Annotated in this window: 18 protein-coding genes and 1 pseudogene; 14 read left to right on the forward strand and 5 right to left on the reverse strand. The window is 62.3% G+C overall.

Translation table 11 applies throughout. The features are described from left to right. Together FY112_RS08295 and FY112_RS08300 are read right to left on the reverse strand one after the other, a co-directional pair. Window positions 1-730: pseudogene (locus FY112_RS08295) on the reverse strand (S1C family serine protease); the annotation flags it as partial. 156 nt (window positions 731-886) lie between these two features. After that, window positions 887-1,828 carry an AraC family transcriptional regulator gene (locus FY112_RS08300; protein ID WP_131629174.1) on the reverse strand — a complete coding sequence of 314 codons (942 nt, stop codon included), beginning with the start codon at window positions 1,826-1,828 and terminating at the stop codon, window positions 887-889. A gap of 124 nt (window positions 1,829-1,952) precedes the next feature. Between FY112_RS08300 and FY112_RS08305 the strand changes: the two genes are divergently transcribed. From FY112_RS08305 to FY112_RS08315, 3 genes are all read left to right on the forward strand, one after another. Then, window positions 1,953-2,912: an SDR family NAD(P)-dependent oxidoreductase gene (locus FY112_RS08305; protein WP_151518154.1), complete on the forward strand. Its 960-nt coding sequence runs from the start codon at window positions 1,953-1,955 to the stop codon at window positions 2,910-2,912. Window positions 2,913-3,289: 377 nt separating this feature from the next. After that, entirely contained in the window at window positions 3,290-4,693 is a 1,404-nt protein-coding gene (locus tag FY112_RS08310; protein WP_131718905.1) for a PLP-dependent aminotransferase family protein, read from the forward strand. A gap of 321 nt (window positions 4,694-5,014) precedes the next feature. Then, window positions 5,015-5,383: a DUF983 domain-containing protein gene (locus FY112_RS08315; protein WP_017990843.1), complete on the forward strand. Its 369-nt coding sequence runs from the start codon at window positions 5,015-5,017 to the stop codon at window positions 5,381-5,383. A gap of 98 nt (window positions 5,384-5,481) precedes the next feature. Here FY112_RS08315 and FY112_RS08320 read toward each other — a convergent pair whose 3' ends face one another. After that, window positions 5,482-6,381, reverse strand: a complete 900-nt coding sequence (locus tag FY112_RS08320) for a LysR family transcriptional regulator (protein WP_151518155.1) — start codon at window positions 6,379-6,381, stop codon at window positions 5,482-5,484. Window positions 6,382-6,524: 143 nt separating this feature from the next. On the opposite strand from FY112_RS08320, the gene FY112_RS08325 reads away from it, so the two are divergent. The 4 genes from FY112_RS08325 to FY112_RS08340 all read left to right on the forward strand — a co-directional run bounded on the left by FY112_RS08325 (window position 6,525) and on the right by FY112_RS08340 (window position 9,302). After that, on the forward strand, window positions 6,525-7,136 hold the full coding sequence (locus FY112_RS08325) for a glutathione S-transferase (protein ID WP_151518156.1): 612 nt from the start codon (window positions 6,525-6,527) through the stop codon (window positions 7,134-7,136). 62 nt (window positions 7,137-7,198) lie between these two features. After that, complete coding sequence (locus tag FY112_RS08330; RefSeq protein ID WP_151518157.1) at window positions 7,199-8,152, forward strand: pyridoxamine 5'-phosphate oxidase family protein; 954 nt, start codon at window positions 7,199-7,201, stop codon at window positions 8,150-8,152. Between the two features lie 107 nt (window positions 8,153-8,259). Next, window positions 8,260-8,721, forward strand: coding sequence for a nuclear transport factor 2 family protein (locus FY112_RS08335; RefSeq protein WP_151518158.1), 462 nt, complete (start codon window positions 8,260-8,262; stop codon window positions 8,719-8,721). Window positions 8,722-8,741: 20 nt separating this feature from the next. Then, a complete protein-coding gene (locus FY112_RS08340) occupies window positions 8,742-9,302 on the forward strand; it encodes a TetR/AcrR family transcriptional regulator (RefSeq protein ID WP_151518159.1) in 561 nt (186 codons plus the stop codon). 129 nt (window positions 9,303-9,431) lie between these two features. Here FY112_RS08340 and FY112_RS38445 read toward each other — a convergent pair whose 3' ends face one another. Further along, complete coding sequence (locus FY112_RS38445; protein ID WP_003546730.1) at window positions 9,432-9,563, reverse strand: hypothetical protein; 132 nt, start codon at window positions 9,561-9,563, stop codon at window positions 9,432-9,434. A 157-nt stretch (window positions 9,564-9,720) separates the two neighbouring features. On the opposite strand from FY112_RS38445, the gene FY112_RS08345 reads away from it, so the two are divergent. Together FY112_RS08345 and FY112_RS08350 are read left to right on the forward strand one after the other, a co-directional pair. Continuing rightward, complete coding sequence (locus FY112_RS08345) at window positions 9,721-10,425, forward strand: hypothetical protein (protein ID WP_151518160.1); 705 nt, start codon at window positions 9,721-9,723, stop codon at window positions 10,423-10,425. Between the two features lie 51 nt (window positions 10,426-10,476). After that, window positions 10,477-10,782: a Dabb family protein gene (locus tag FY112_RS08350; RefSeq protein ID WP_003546748.1), complete on the forward strand. Its 306-nt coding sequence runs from the start codon at window positions 10,477-10,479 to the stop codon at window positions 10,780-10,782. Between the two features lie 233 nt (window positions 10,783-11,015). Here FY112_RS08350 and FY112_RS08355 read toward each other — a convergent pair whose 3' ends face one another. Next, window positions 11,016-12,242 carry an MFS transporter gene (locus FY112_RS08355; RefSeq protein WP_131622002.1) on the reverse strand — a complete coding sequence of 409 codons (1,227 nt, stop codon included), beginning with the start codon at window positions 12,240-12,242 and terminating at the stop codon, window positions 11,016-11,018. 373 nt (window positions 12,243-12,615) lie between these two features. Here FY112_RS08355 and FY112_RS08360 point away from each other — a divergent pair, with 373 nt between their 5' ends. The 5 genes from FY112_RS08360 to ccmI form a co-directional block, all read left to right on the forward strand. Next, complete coding sequence (locus tag FY112_RS08360) at window positions 12,616-12,864, forward strand: hypothetical protein (protein ID WP_003557930.1); 249 nt, start codon at window positions 12,616-12,618, stop codon at window positions 12,862-12,864. Between the two features lie 56 nt (window positions 12,865-12,920). Then, entirely contained in the window at window positions 12,921-13,592 is a 672-nt protein-coding gene (locus FY112_RS08365) for a response regulator transcription factor (RefSeq protein ID WP_003546765.1), read from the forward strand. Continuing rightward, window positions 13,582-14,985, forward strand: a complete 1,404-nt coding sequence (locus FY112_RS08370; RefSeq protein WP_017959684.1) for a HAMP domain-containing sensor histidine kinase — start codon at window positions 13,582-13,584, stop codon at window positions 14,983-14,985. The genes FY112_RS08365 and FY112_RS08370 overlap by 11 nt, the downstream gene beginning before the upstream one ends. Before the next feature lie 118 nt (window positions 14,986-15,103). Then, the gene (locus FY112_RS08375; RefSeq protein ID WP_017959685.1) at window positions 15,104-15,526 is read left to right on the forward strand and encodes a lipA protein; all 423 of its coding nucleotides are present in this window, start codon (window positions 15,104-15,106) and stop codon (window positions 15,524-15,526) included. Between the two features lie 152 nt (window positions 15,527-15,678). Next, on the forward strand, window positions 15,679-15,876 hold a 198-nt coding region (gene ccmI / locus FY112_RS08380), incomplete at its 3' end, for a c-type cytochrome biogenesis protein CcmI (protein WP_151518161.1).

A 15,876-nucleotide genomic window follows, 5' to 3' on the forward strand; every position in this document is an offset into this window, starting at 1 on the left:
AATGATGTCGCCTTGACGCAGGCCCGCCTGGGCGGCCGGGCCGTCTTCGGCCACGCTCATGACCACCACGCCGCCATTGCTCTCGGCGGAGAAGGCGCCGAGCCAGGGCCGCGGCGGCTTGTTGACCTGGCCCCCGGTTCAAGAGATCGTCGAGGATCGGCGGCAAAAGGTCGATCGGCACGACCATGTTGATATCGGCAACCTCGTCGCCATGGCTCATCTGCAGGCGAAGCGAACCGATGCCGAGAAGCTTGCCGTCCGAACCGATCAGCGCCGCACCGCCCCATGAGGGATGGGCAGGTGCCGTAAAAATCGCCTCGTCGAGCAGATATTCCCAATAGCCGGCAAATTCCTGCCGGGCGACGATATTTGCCTCGACGAATTCTCCGATGCCATCGGCCAGCACCACGGGATCGCCGGGCTTGGCCGTGGCCGCGTCGCCGAGATCCACCGCCGGCGCATTCAGGGCCCCAAGCGCCTGGACCAGGCCGAAGCCGCTTTCCTGATCATAAGCAAGCGCATGCGCGGGAACCACGCGCCCGTCATGGGTCGTCAGCCAGACCTCTTCGGCCTCGGTGATGAGATAACCGATGGTCAGCACCAGCCCGTTGTCGCGAATGACCACGCCGCTGCCTTCCCGGACAGTGCCCAGCGTCTCCGCCGTGAAGGCATCTTCCGGAATGGAGGAACGGACGGCCACGACTGACCGCAAAATCGGATCGATATTCATACTTTCATCCCGATAGACGCCGGCGCGAAAGGCCGAAATCCGGCGCATTCTTCCTTGAATAGGTAAGAGAATGGACGGCGGGTGCAAGACCATATCGGACGGAATTTTGGCAGGCCAACGCGCGACCTCCCTCCGATGCCTGCACCAATCAAGGTTTCACTGAGCGCTGAGACTATCTCGCATGGCACCGGGCGGCTGAGCGCGACCATATTGCCGCGGCGAGCATCCCATCACTCTCTTGAAAGCGGTGCTGAATGCGCTTTCGGATTCATAACCGAGCGACAGGGCGACACCGGCAATTGCTTCGGCCGAGTTTGTCAATCGGTCACCTGCGAGGAGCATGCGCCAGCGCGTCAGATAATCCATCGGCGCAAGCCCGACCTTTTCCTTGAAGTGGAGAGCGAAACTGGACCGGGACATCGAGGCCCGTTCAGCCAGCGACTGCAGCGTCCACTTGCGGGCTGGATCGGCATGCACGGCACCGATAGCCGCACCGATCCGCCGGTCGGTAAGCGCGAAAAGCCAGCCGACGCCGCGCGCATTCGGCGATGCGATATGGAGGCGCAACACTTGCATGAGCATGACATGAGCAAAATGCTCCGCCATCAGAAAGCCACCTGGTTGCTGGTCGCGCAATTCGCGCGTCATCCGATCGAGACACCAGCGCAGCACGGCGGCGTGATCGGAATCCCTCTTCACATGGACGATCGGCGGCAGAATTCCGAGAAGGATGTCCGCATTTCCTCCTGAAAAGGAAAAGCGGCTGCCGATCAGGAAGAAATCGCCGCCGCCATTGCAAGTCGCAATGCCGTCGCGGGCGATCGAATAGATCGCATCGGACGGGATCGCTTCGAGCGCCGGATCGCTGGCGAGACGAAAAGCTCGGCGGCTCGTCAGCAGAAAGCAGTCGCTTTCCTCCAGGCGGACAGCTTCGGCAACGCCATCGACGCTCAGCCAGCACGCGCCTGAAATCACTGCGTTGAACTTGATGCCGTCAGGGGGCGGAAAATCGATGGCCCAAGCGCCGCCAGCGTCAAGCCCCGCGGAAACATAGCTGCGCGGTTTGAGCAATGCGAGAACATCGGATAACGGGTCCATGTAAAAATCCGGACGATGGCGAAGAGATGCCGGACTTTAGCGCATGGATCGTCTGGAGGCCACGCCTTATTCTCGCGACGGTCATCCCGAGCGATGGCAACGTCGCAGAACAAAGGTAGTTATCATGAATGGCAAACAAGCCCCCATCGGCTCCGGATTTGGAGCCCACACGACGGCCGACGAGGTTCTGGCCGATCTTGATCTTTCCGGCAAGCGCGCCATCGTCACCGGCGGCCATTCCGGCCTCGGGCTCGAGACCACGCGCGCACTGGCGGGCGCCGGCGCCAAGGTGACCATCGGCGCAAGGAGCATCGAGGCGGCGCGCAGCGCGGTCGCCGGTATCGATGGCGTAGAGATTGATCGGCTCGACCTTTCCGACCTCGAAAGCGTTCGCGTCTTTGCCGAGCGGTTGGTCGCGTCTGGCCGCAGCATCGACGTTCTGATCAACAGCGCCGGCATCATGGCCTGCCCGGAAACGCGTGTCGGCGACGGATGGGAGGCACAGTTCGCGACCAATCATCTCGGCCATTTCGCCTTGGTCAACCGCCTTTGGCCGGCGATCTCGCGCGGCGCTCGCATCGTTTCGGTTTCCTCCGGTGGCCATCACAACTCGGCCATACGATGGGAGGATGTGCAATTCGAGACCGGTTACGACAAATGGCGGGCCTACGGCCAGTCGAAGACCGCCAACGCACTTTTCGCCGTGCATCTGGACAGGCTCGGGCGCGACACCGGCATCCGCGCCTTCTCGCTGCACCCGGGCAAGATCCTTACCCCCTTGCAGCGCCATCTCGCAAAGGAGGAAATGGTCAGTGCCGGCTGGATCGATGCAGACGGCAATCCGATTGATCCGACATTCAAGACACCAGCCCAGGGGGCGGCGACGCAGGTTTGGGCGGCGACCTCGCCACAACTCGACGGTATGGGAGGCCTCTATTGCGAGGACTGCGATATCGCCATCCGCGCAACGGATGGAGAACCCGGCGGCGTCAGCGACCATGCAGCCGATCCCGAGGAGGCGGCACGCCTGTGGATCTTGTCGGCAAGGCTGACCGGCATTGACGCTTTCGCGGCGTACGCCTGAAGCCGTAGCTCGCGGCAAACCCTCGTCAATACGCGCTGAAGACGCTGCTGATTGTCTTGCCGTCCTCGCGCCTCACCCAGGCCTTCTCGGGTGAAAGCCCGATCGGCAAGCCGAGCGGATCGTCAGCACGTCATGGCGCACACGCTGCCAAAATCGGCCTGCGACAGCGCGGTCGCAGTGCCAGATTGTATTTGCGCAGACAGCAGTCAAATCCGGCGACAATCCGTCATTAAAACGTGTCAAGGCGTGCGCAGAAGCTGCGCCATTCCGTCCTGCGTCGTTCTCCGGACTTGGCGCGCGACATTTTTCGTGACAGCGGCATTGTGCAACAATATACGGTCAATCTCATCAGGAATCAGACCGACACGGATTTCGACATGAAAGACTGGCATCCCGATCTCAGCCGCAGCAGCAGTCCGCGTTATATGGCGATCGCCGATGTGATCGAAATGGATCTGCGCAGCGGGCATCTGGTGGTTGGGGACCGGCTGCCGCCGCAACGTGAACTCGCCAAGCGGCTGAATGTCGATTTCACGACGGTGGCGAGAGGTTATGTCGAGGCGCAGAAGCGCGGGCTTGTCGATTCGCATGTCGGTCGAGGCACCTTCGTCACCGGTGGCGCGGACAAGGAGCGCCGGGGATTCGCGCCCGACGCCGCGCCCGATCCCCGCCGCGCCTCCATCGTCGATTTCTCGATGAACATGCCGCCGGAAACGGACGACCCTGAGCTGATCGCCCGCATGCGCGAGGGCATGTCGGCGGTGACGGCGAACCTCATTCCACTCCTGCGCTACCAGGGCTTCGGCGGCTCCAGCATGGACAAGGAGGCTGCCGCCTCCTGGCTCAGCCGTCGCGGGCTGGTGCCCTCACAGGAGCGCATCTTCGTCACGCCAGGCGCCCATCCGGCCCTGCTGGCGATCTTCGGCCTGCTGGCAAAACCGGGCGAGACCGTGCTTTCGGAAATCATCACCTATCCCGGCATGCGCTCGATCGCCGCCCAGCTGCGGCTCAATCTGGCCGGTCTGCCGATGGACGAGGACGGTATCCTGCCGGATGCCTTTGCCGAGGCCTGCGAGAGATTGAAGCCGAAGGCGCTCTATCTCAATCCGACGCTGCAGAACCCGACGACGCTGACCATCCCGGCCAGGCGCCGCGAGGAGATCTGCGCCGTTGCCCGCAGATATCATGTGCCGATCGTCGAGGACGATGCCTATGGCTTCATTCCGCAGCACGGCCCGGCGCCGCTCGCTGCAACTGCGCCTGATCTGACCTGGCATATCGGCGGGCTGGCGAAATGCATCGGCGCGGGTCTGCGCCTTGCCTATGTCGTGGCGCCGGACAGCAAGGCCGTATGGCCCTTCGTCAGCGCCATGCGCGCCAACAATGTCATGGCCTCGCCACTGACCGTGGCGCTCGCCACCCGCTGGGTCGAGGACGGCACTGCCGATACGATCCTGCGTTTCATCCGTGCCGAGGCCGCCGCCCGCCAGCAAATGGTCGCCGCCATCCTGCCGGCCGGCAGCTACCGCGCTGATCCGATCAGTTTCAACATCTGGCTGCCGCTCTCCAATGGCTGGACCCGCTCCACCTTCGGCAGCCATACCCGTTCTTCCGGCATCGGCGTCGTCGCAAGCGATGCCTTCACAGTCGAGGGCACGGCACCCGAGGCCGTGCGTGTCTGCCTTGGCGGACCGATCACCCGGGAGAAACTGCAGGGCGCACTGGAATTCATGGCCCACGCGCTGGAAGGTCCGCCGGAAATGGCGGCGTCGTTCTTCTGACGCAGAACCCCGCCTTGGGCTGATCAGGCACGGACGAAAGCCGGAGGCGGTCGAGATCAGATCGGTCGCGCGCAGATCTATCCGGGCATGGGCGAAGCGTAACCGTCACGTTCACGGCTGATCCGCCCTGGCTGCCAGGCCTGGCTGCGCCCCAAATGCTGCTTGATAAATCTGCAGTCAGCTTGCCGCCAGCATGCGCTGGGGAGCTCTGCGGCATTCTGGCAAATTGACTGGTAATTTCCTCATAATGTAATTATATTGAATGCATTCATTGCGAATATTGATCGTATTAATATTTGCGGAGCAAGAAGCGAGATCGTCATGGACACGGAATATCCCCCACTTCCTCCGATACAGACCGGCATCAGGGGGCGCTGCCCGCGCTGCGGCCAGGGCCATATGTTCAAGGGCTTCCTGACACTGCAGCCGGAATGCGAAGTCTGCGGCCTCGATTATTCCTTCGCCGATCCGGCCGACGGTCCGGCCTTCTTCGTCATCTGCTTCGCCTGCATCCCGAGCGTGCTGCTCGGCGTCTGGCTGGAGGTGGCCTTTTCGGCGCCGATCTGGGTGCAGCTTCTGGTCACCGGCCCCTTCATGCTCGCCACCTGCATTCCGCCGCTGCGGCCGCTGAAGGGCTGGCTGGTGGCCAGCCAGTATTTCTACAAGGCGGAAGAGGGCAAGCTCGCCTAAAGCATGTCGCGCAAAACTGTGCAGCGGTTTTGCGCAAACGACATGCGTAAAACAAAGACCTAAAGCGCGAGGGCGAATCTGAAAGATCGCCACGCGCTTTAGGACTTGTTTAGCGTCGCGCGCAGGCGCGGCGTCGCGAAATCGAGCAGCGCCCGCAGTTTCAGGGGCACCAGTCCCTGCGCGGGATAGACGAGATGCACCGGGGCCGGCGGCGGTTCGAAATCTTGGAGCAGCGGCACCAGCAACCCGGCCATCTCGGCGCGTGCGGCCTGGTAGGAAAGCACCCGGGTGATGCCGAGGCCGGCGACGGCCGCATCGACCGCGGCCTCGGCTGTGTTGACCGCGAGCCGCGAGCGGATCGGCACCGCGAGATCATGTTTCCCCTCGATGAATGTCCAACTCAGCATCGAGGCCATACCCTCGAAGGTGACGCAGTCATGCCCGGCAAGATCGCCTGGATGCCGGGACAGGGCGTGCCGCGTCAGATAATCCGGGCTGGCATAGACCGTACGGCGGATCGCGCCGAGCCTTGTGGCGATCAGGTTGCTGTCCGGCAGGTTGCCGATCCTCAGCGCCACGTCGATATGATCCTCGACGAGGTTCGACAGCCGGTCCCCAAGCATCAGCCGCAGATTGATATCGGGATAGGCTTTCAGGAAATCCACCACGACGGGTAGGACATGCAGCCGACCGAAGACGATCGGTGCGGTCATCGTCAACTCGCCCTTCGGGGCGCTGTATTCGCCGGCGGCCGTCCGTTCCGCCTCTTCCACCCGATCGAGAATTTCCCGCGCCGCCTCGACGTAGGAGCGGCCGGCCTCCGTCAGCGTGATCTTCCGGTTGCTCCGTTGCAGCAGCTGAGCGTTGAGATGTGCTTCCAGTTCCGAAACCTTGCGGCTGACGGTTGCGAGCGGCGATCGCAGATGCCGTGAGGCGGCCGACAGGCTGCCCTGTTCGACAACGGCAAGAAGCACGGTCATGGCGTCGAGGCGGTCCATTCTATCCTTCCATGAATTGGTAGCATGCCTTCCAGATTAGCATTCTACTGCAGTCATATGGAAGGCAGTAAATTACACCGCAGATGGTTCGAAGCGGCCATCGCCAACCGCGTCCCGTCGATTCGAAGACCAGAGGAACCATCATGAAACTCTATCACCACCCGCTTTCCGGCCATGCCCACCGGGCTCACCTGTTCCTGTCGCTGCTTGGCGTACCCTATGAACTGGTCGAGGTCGACCTGGCGGCTGGCGCTCACAAGGCGCCGGACTTTCTGAAGCTCAATCCCTTTGGCCAGGTGCCGGTGCTCGACGACAATGGCACGGTCATTGCCGATTCCTCCGCCATCCTCGTCTATCTCGCGCGCAAATACGGCCGCACCGACTGGCTGCCGGAAGAGGCGGTGGCCGCGGCGCGGATACAGAAATGGCTTTCGGTCGCAGCGGGCGAGATCGCCTATGGGCCTTGTGCTGCGCGCCTGGTCACCGTCTTCGGCGCCGATTTCCGCGCCGACGAGGTGATCGCCCGGGCGCACCGCATTCTGCCGCTGATCGAGGCAGAACTGGACAACCGCAGCTTCCTGCTCGGCGACAATCCTGTGATCGCCGACGTGGCACTCTACAGCTACATCGCCAATGCGCCGGAGGGCAATGTCGATATCTCGGCCTATCCAAGCGTTCGTGCCTGGCTTGCGCGCATCGAGGCGCTGCCGGGTTTCGTCGGCTTTCGCAAGACCAAGATCGGCCTTGCCGCGTGAGAAACCACCGGGGCAGGGACGCTGCCCCGGTTCCCCCAAATGCTGCCCTGAAGGAGGCCGTGATGCTGGAACAGACAAGACAGGACGCCACATCGCCCTGGCATAAGGGTGAACTCGCCATGCAGCGCAGCGTCGGTGTCGCCGAACGCATGGACGGGCCGGGCCGTAATTTCGTCCGCAAGGCCATGCCGGAGCAGCATCGCGCCTTCTTTCCGATGCTGCCTTTCGTCGTGCTCGGCGCCGTCGATGCGAAGGGCGATGTCTGGGCAACGGTCAGGGCCGAGCGCCCGGGTTTCATGGTCTCACCGGAGCCGGAGATTCTCGATGTCCGCCTGCCGCGCGACGCGGCCGATCCTGCCGATGCCGGCATGGAGGATGGCGATGCAATCGGAATGCTCGGCATCCAGCTCGAGACGCGGCGGCGCAACCGGCTGAACGGCGTGATCCGCAGGACGGATCCTGGAGCTTTCCAGGTGCACGTCGGCCAGAGCTTCGGCAATTGCCCGCAATATATCCAGCTTCGCTCTTCCGCCTTCGTCCGCGATCCCGATGTGCCCACAGCGATGCCGCCGCTACACTCTGGCCAACTCGACGATCGGGCGCTAGGGATGATTGAGGGTGCGGATACCTTCTTTGTCGCCTCCTATGTCGACCGGGAGAACGGCGAGCGGCAGGTGGACGTGTCCCATCGCGGCGGCAATGCCGGCTTCGTGCGTGTCGGCGCCGACGGCGTGCTGACCATTCCCGATTTCGCCGGCAATCGGTTCTTCAACACGCTTGGCAATATCCTCGTCAATTCGAAGGCAGGGTTGGTCTTCGTCGATTTCGAAACCGGCGATATGCTGCAGATGACGGGAAATGCCGAAGTGCTGCTGGATTCGCCCAATATCGCCACCTTTCAGGGCGCAGAACGGCTATGGCGTTTCACTCCCGAAGAGATCGTGCTTCGCCCGGATGCTCTGCCGCTGCGGTGGCGGAAGGAGAGCGTGGATCTGCTGCGCCGTTCCCGCGGGTGAGGGTGCCCCTTGGCTGCCTCTCAATCCCAGGCGAACTTCGCTTCGAAGCGGCTTGCCAATCATTGTACCAATCGGTACAATGATAACCGTTCAGTACAGGAGTGATCATGTCCAGCCTTGTCCCGCCCTTCACCCTTGAGACCGCCACCCAGAAAGTCCGTCTTGCCGAGGACGGCTGGAACAGCCGTGATCCCCAGCGCGTCTCGCTCGTTTATACGCCGGACAGCCGCTGGCGGAACCGCGCCGAATTCATCACCGGCCGCGTCGAGATTGTCGCCTTCCTCACCCGCAAATGGGCAAAGGAGCTGGATTACCGGCTGATCAAGGAGATCTGGGCCTTCACCGATCATCGCATCGCCGTGCGCTTCGCCTATGAATGGCACGATGACAGCGGCAACTGGTTCCGCTCCTATGGCAACGAGAACTGGGAATTCGACGCCGCCGGCTTGATGCAGCGCCGCTTCGCCTGCATCAACGACCTGCCGATCCGGGAATCGGAGCGCAAGTACCACTGGCCGCTCGGCCGGCGGCCGGACGACCATCCCGGTCTGACCGAACTCGGCCTCTAAACAAGCCAAGGAAGCCGCGGGTGAAGACCGTCTACGAACGCGCCGACATCGTACCGCTGCTGGCGGAAATCTTCCGCGAGCTCGGTTATGAGGGCACGTCGCTCAGCCGCATCACCGAACGCACCGGCATCGGCAAGGGCAGCCTTTACCACTTCTTTCCCGGCGGCAAGGAGGAGATGGCGGGCGCCGTGCTCGCCGATGTCGATGCCTGGTTCGAACATGCGATCTATCAGCCGCTGAGAAAGGACGACGCCGATCAGGCGATCGCCGCGATGTGGACGAATGTGAACGACTACTTCCGCTCCGGTCGTCGCATCTGCCTCGTCGGCGCCTTTGCGCTTGACGAGACCCGCGAGCGGTTTTCAGCAGCGATCGGCGATTATTTCATCCGCTGGATCGGCGCCTTGCGGTCAGCGCTGATACGGGCAGGCTGCCCTGAGGGGGAGGCGCAAACGCTCGCCGAGGAGGGCGTCGCGGGTATTCAGGGCGCGCTGGTGCTGTCGCGCGCGCTGGACGACAGGATGGTTTTCATCCGATCGTTGGACACGCTGGCGAAACGGTTTGATTCTGTGATGCGATGAGGGGCGGTCAAACCGCTGGGACGTTGATTGAAACTGTGAAAAATTCACCCGGCCACGAGTGACTGGCCGGGGCATTGATCGGGCGCTGCGCGGCGCTCGAGCTTACATTGGTAGCGTTTTGCGTCTATTTCAGCGTTGTTGTTGAGGCTGCTGGGCCGGGCGCGTATTTTCCCGTTCAGGGCGAACCTGGCGCCATTCGTTTTCCATCTGATCGACGACATGCTGGGGAATGGTGGTTTGGCTATTGGCGGGCGTCTGCATCGGAAGTCTCCTCTGTTCGTAGTAAGGCTTCGGGGCAAGAAGATGCATTGCATAAGACAAAAGGCGTGTAAATCAGTGGCTTAAACACTTTAAACGATTAAATGGAATTTAATCGATTAAGACGGTTTTAACCATGATATTTCGAAGGAAGCGCGGAATGGTTGTCCACATGGACCGGGCATTCTTTTTCGATACGGTACGGCACCGACTCTTCAAAGGAAACCTGACTCAGCCTCAGGTAGTGGGCATCACGGCGATTCTCGACGCTTGGGAAGAACGGTTTGCCGATGCCGACCGGCGGTGGCTCGCCTATATCCTCGCAACCGCTTATCACGAGACTGCCTATACGATGCAGCCGGTGCGTGAGACGCTGGCGGAAAGCGATGCGCGCGCGGTCGAGATCCTGGAGACGGCCTTTGCCGCAGGCCGGCTCTCCTGGGTGAAGACGCCCTACTGGCGGCCGGACGAGGATGGCTGCAGCTGGCTCGGCCGCGGCCTGGTGCAGCTCACCCATAAGCGGAACTATGAGGCGATGAGTGCGCTGACGGGGATCGACCTCGTTGCCGAACCCGACCGGGCGATGGAGATGGATGCGGCGGTGACGATCCTGATCGAGGGCATGCTGCAGGGCAGCTTTACCGGCCACAAGCTCACCGATCATCTGAATGCAACGACCGCCGACTGGGTGAATGCGCGCCGCATCGTCAATGGCACCGACCGGGCGGAAAAGCTCGCCGCCTATGCCATGGTCTTCGATGCGGCGATACGTCCCGATGCGGCCCATGGCATGCTCGCGCGGTTGAAGGCCTGGGGCGCGCATGTTATCGCCCGGCTGACAGCTGGAGTGCGGCGCGTCCGATAGGATGCGCCAGGGTCGCTCCATCATTTTGATAAATCTGACAGGAGCTTCCGCGTGATCCGTCATATCGTCTTCTTCACCGTGCAGGAGGAACATCTGCAGGAGGTGAGGGCCGGGCTTTCTATACTGACCGGCATTCCGCACGCGCGGCTGCTGGAAATCGGCACCAATGTGAAGACCGATCAGCTGGGCACCGAGATCGATCTCGTAGTCTATGGAGAATTCGACGACGAGGCGGCCCTTGCCGCCTACAAGGCGCATCCCGATTATCAGCTCTCGATCGATCGCGTGCGGCCGCTCCGCGAAAAGCGCATCGCCGCCGATTACGACAGCCGCACGGCGGTGACGCGGCCGCTCTGAATTCCGCAAGCATCCGACCGCAAAGCTACATTCCGTTGAATTTCAGATGGATGGATGGTTTTCCGGATTCGGATCGTCGCGAAGCTGGGTCAATTTCTGAGCCGCCGGACTCAATTTTCGAAAAAGCGGCGGCAAGCGATTCAAAAGATTCGTCAAAAGCGGCTGCTTATTCATGGTAGGGCCGCCCGCAGCGGGTGGACGGAAAGCCGCTCTCGTCCATGCGTGGATGATAATCAGGAAATATTAAGAATGGCTGATTCCGACGCACGGGCGCCGCGCACCAGCGCCATCAGCATCAACACGAAGATCAGCGACAATGCCGCCAGAACGGCGCAGGCGGCGAGCGCCGGGCCGGTGCCGGCGCGGTCGAGGATGGCGGTGAAGATGACAGGGGCAATGGCGTTGGCGAGATTCTGCGGCAGCGACAGCCGGGCCGATTGCAGTCCAAATTCGCGCGGTGAGAACAGTGCCAGCGGCAGCAGCGCGCGGGCGACGGTCATGACGCCGGTCCCGAACCCGTAAAACAGGACGAAGGTGACGAGCAGCGGCGTCGACGGGCTGGCAACCAGCATAATAACGAAGCTCACCATCATCAGGCTGATACCCATGGCCGCGCTGAGCATGGGGTTGCCGCGCCGGCCGAGCAGCATGTCGAGGAAACGTGCTGAGATGCCAAGGATGCCGCGTGCCGAGCCGAGCTGCAGCGCAAAGGCCGGCGAAGCGCCGGACTGGCGGAAGATTTCGAGCAGCGATGGCGAGATCCCGAAGGTGACGAAGGTCGAGATCGTCGTCGCCGCGGCGATCAGCAGAAAGGCTTTGCGCTGCTTGGCCTTCGACAGTGGCACCGGGGCGATTTCGGCTGTGCCGCCGTCGACATATGTTGCGATCGCCTTCGGCAGGGCGAAAAGATGCAGCGGCAGGCAGACGAAGAATTGCAGCGCCGCACAGATCAGGAAGGTGAGGCGCCAGCCGACCGCCTCGTTGAGCAGGCTGAGAATCGGCCAGAAGATGGCGCTCGAAAGCCCGGTGAACAGCATCAGGATGGCGATGACGCGTTTGCCGTTCGCCCCTTCGCGCTCGACGACGGCGGTATAGGCCGGTGCCGAAAGGCCGAACGCGCCGCCGATGCCGATGATGATCCAGGCGCCGGCATAGAGCACGATGCCGTTTGCGGCAGCCAGCAGAAGCAGGCCAAGCGCAAAGGTCAGCGAGGCGGCCGAAAGCACCCGGGCAGCACCATAGCGGTCGAGCCAGCGGCCGGTCGCCGGACCAACGATGGCGCTGACCACCATCATGATCGTCAGGCCGGCAAACACCACTTCGTTCGCCAGGCCAAGATCCGGCGCCACGACGCGGCCCATGACCCCGAGCATGTCGAAGGTCGTGCCCCAGCCGATCAGCTGGGTAACGGCAAGGACGGTGACCGTCTGCGCCGAGCGGAAGCGGGAGGATTTTGGCATTGGTGCTGAAACGGTCTGAAATGTGGGGCAGCAAGGACATAACAGTTTCAACCGGCCGGTGAAAGCTGCGAGCGGCAGGAAAGAGAAGCGCGCGGCCGATTCGCAGACAGAGACTGTGGTGTCGGTCCCGCCGGCTTTCCGCCTTTACCTGAGGTGATAGAGAATGCGTGGATCCCAAGGTTGAGGGTTCGTTCTTGGACGCAACGGCGGCCGCCGGAGCTTGCTGCGGCGGCGGTTTACAGGCGCTGAAACCGGCTGCCCGGAACAGTCGAGAACAGTTCTAAACACCCTGCATTACAGCGCATTCATTTGCCATTCAGGTCGCGTGAGTACATATTCGGGGCAAGTTGGCATTACCTTGAAAGCATAACACATGGCCTTTCCTCTGAGCGTCGCAGCATTGGCCGCCGGACTGGTGGTATCGGCGCCCTCACCGGACGCCACGAGCACTTTTGTCGTGCGTATCGGAGGCGATTGCAGCGCCGCCGCAGCCCAGGTCGTCGAACAGACTGGCGGCCAGCTCCTGTCCGTGCAACCGGTGGGCGATACCTGCATCATCACCGTTCTTGTGCAGGGGAATGGCCAGCGCCCACGCAAAGTCACGGTAAAGGTTCCGATGTAGGCGGAAGCGGCTTATTCAGCACAATTGATCGATTTGAAGCGGACGAAGGCGGACCGATGCGCATCCTGGTAGTCGAAGACGACGTTAATCTGAACCGGCAGCTGGCCGACACGCTGAAGGAGGCGGGCTATGTCGTCGACCAGGCGTTCGACGGCGAGGAAGGCCATTTTCTTGGCGACACCGAACCCTATGACGCGATCATCCTCGATATCGGCCTGCCGGAGATGGACGGGGTCACCGTTCTTGAAAAATGGCGCGGCGCCGGCCGCGGCGTGCCGGTGCTGATCCTGACGGCGCGCGACCGCTGGAGCGACAAGGTCGCAGGCATCGACGCCGGTGCCGACGACTACGTTACCAAGCCCTTCCATGTCGAGGAAGTGCTGGCGCGCATTCGGGCGCTGATCCGGCGTGCGGCCGGGCATTCCTCATCCGAGATCATCTGCGGGCCGGTGCGGCTCGATACCAAATCCTCGAAGGCGACAGTCAATGGCACGACGCTGAAGCTGACTTCGCACGAATATCGCCTGCTTTCCTATCTCATGCATCACATGGGCGAGGTCGTCTCGCGCACGGAACTGGTCGAGCACATGTACGACCAGGATTTCGACCGTGATTCCAACACCATCGAGGTCTTTGTCGGGCGCCTGCGCAAGAAAATGGGGGTCGATCTGATCGAAACGGTGCGCGGTCTCGGTTACCGTATCCAAGCGCCGAAACATGCGAATTAAGTCGCTCACCGCACGTGTGTTGTTGCTGACCACGGTCTGGTCGACGGTGGCGCTGGTGGTGATCGGTCTGCTGATCTCCACCCTCTACCGCAAGAGCGCCGAACGCGGTTTCCAGGATCTATTGCGGGCGCAGCTCTATAATGTCATCAATTCGGTGACGATCGGCGATCAGGGCGCGCTCAGTGGCAGCCCGCAGCTCGGCGATCTGCGTTTTGCCCAGCCGAAGACCGGCTGGTACTGGGTGGTGGAGCCGCTCGGCACCTATACGACGGCACCGCTGGTGTCGCCTTCGCTGGGCTCGGCGCTCATTCCGGTTCCCTCCGTCGTCGAAGCGCCCTTCGACAAGAATTACGAGCGCTATTATCAGGTGACGGATGCCTCCGGGAACCGCGTGCAGGTGGCCGAGACCGAAGTGGTGCTCGATACCGACGGGCGTGCGGCGCGCGTCCGGGTCACCGGCAATGTCGATGTCGTCGAAGACGACGTGCGCACCTTTTCCCACAGCCTTTATCTGGCGCTCGCCGGTTTCGGCGTCGGCAGCCTGATCGTCAACGCGCTGGCGATTCTCTACGGCCTGAAGCCGCTCGACAAGGCACGTGCCGCGCTGGAGCGCATCCGCGCCGGCGAGAGCGAGCAACTGAAGGGCGACTTCCCGCGCGAAATCCTGCCGCTCGCCAACGAGGTAAACGCGCTGATCGACAGCAACCGCCGCATCGTCGAGCGCGCACGTATGCAGGTCGGCAATCTCGCGCATTCGCTGAAGACGCCGATCGCCGTGCTTCTCAACGAGGCGCGCGTGCTCGAAAAATCCCATGGTGAGCTGGTGCGCAGCCAGGCGGAAGCGATGCAGGGGCAGGTGCAGTCCTATCTCAATCGGGCGCGTATCGCCGCGCAACGAGAATCCGTGCTCGCCCGCACCGAGGCCGAGCCGGCACTGGAGCGGCTGGTGCGCGTCATGCGCCGGCTGAACGTCGATACCGAATTCGATCTCGTCGTCTCGCCGCCGCATCTGGCCGTTGCCATGGAGCAGCAGGATCTCGAGGAGACCGTCGGCAATCTCCTGGAAAATGCGGCGCGTTTTGCCAAAAGCAGGGTGCGGCTTTCGGCCGTCGAGGCCGGCGAGGATGTGAAGGGGGTGGAGGCGAGCGCGCGCCGCCACTGGGTGGAGCTCGCCGTCGAGGATGACGGGCCGGGCCTGGAGCCGGACCAGATCCGCGAGGCGCTGAAGCGCGGCCGCAGGCTCGACGAAAGCAAACCCGGAACCGGGCTCGGCCTTTCGATCGTCACCGAGATTTCCAACGAGTACCAGGGACGGCTCGAGCTTTCCCGCGGTGAATGGGGCGGGCTGAAGGCAAAGCTTATCCTGCCCGGCGTCACAAAGGATGTTGCATGAGCAACTGCTTGATGTCACAAAGATACTGGCAAATGTATAGCATGCTTTGCCTTAATGCTGACACGGGGACGCTGCACTTCGATCGGCTGAAATTGACCCCTGATCGTGGTTCGACGCAATGATTTTACGCTCGCAAGGCATGATCGTTTCCGCTCTTCTCGTCGCCGTCGCGCTATCCGGCTGCACGACGACGAAGAGTGCCGCTTCGCGCGGCATTTTTTCGAGCAAGCCCTCGGCATCGGCCGCCTTCATCACCGCGCTCCAGGGCGGCATCGTCGGCCGCAGCGGCGTGAGCTTGACCGACAGCGACAAGCAGCGGGCGCTCGAGGCGGAATATCGGGCGCTGGAAGGGGCGGCAGTCGGCCAGCCGATGCTCTGGACCGGTAAGGACGTGACCGGCAAGGTGGTCGCGGCGGCACCCTATCAGGTCGGTTCGCAGAACTGCCGGCAATATACCCATACGCTGACCGTCGACGGCAAGGACACCGTGGTGCGCGGCGCTGCCTGCCGCAACGACGACGGCAGCTGGTCGCCGCTCTGAATTGCGGCCAATAGAGCGCCGCGCGTCCGACAGGACGCGCTAAAGACGCTCTATCACTTTAAATGGCGCATGATCCTTTCCGAAAATCGATTCCGATTCTCGGGGTTATGCGCTAGCCTCAAATCTTCGTCATTCCGGCTTTGGCAGTTGGAATGACGGCACGCTTCACGTATTTGGGCGATATGCTGTTCTGGATTCTCGTTGCCGCTTTGACGGCAGCCCTCGCCGTCATCCTACTCTACCCCCTTCTGCGCGGAGCGAAGGCGGCGAATAATATCCGTGCCGGCGAGGCGGCGGTCTACCGCGACCAGTTGCGCGAACTCGACCGCGATCTCGACGGCGGGCTGATC

Origin of the sequence: Rhizobium sp. PEPV16, assembly GCF_008919455.1 — a bacterium.
GTDB lineage: Bacteria > Pseudomonadota > Alphaproteobacteria > Rhizobiales > Rhizobiaceae > Rhizobium > Rhizobium leguminosarum_Q.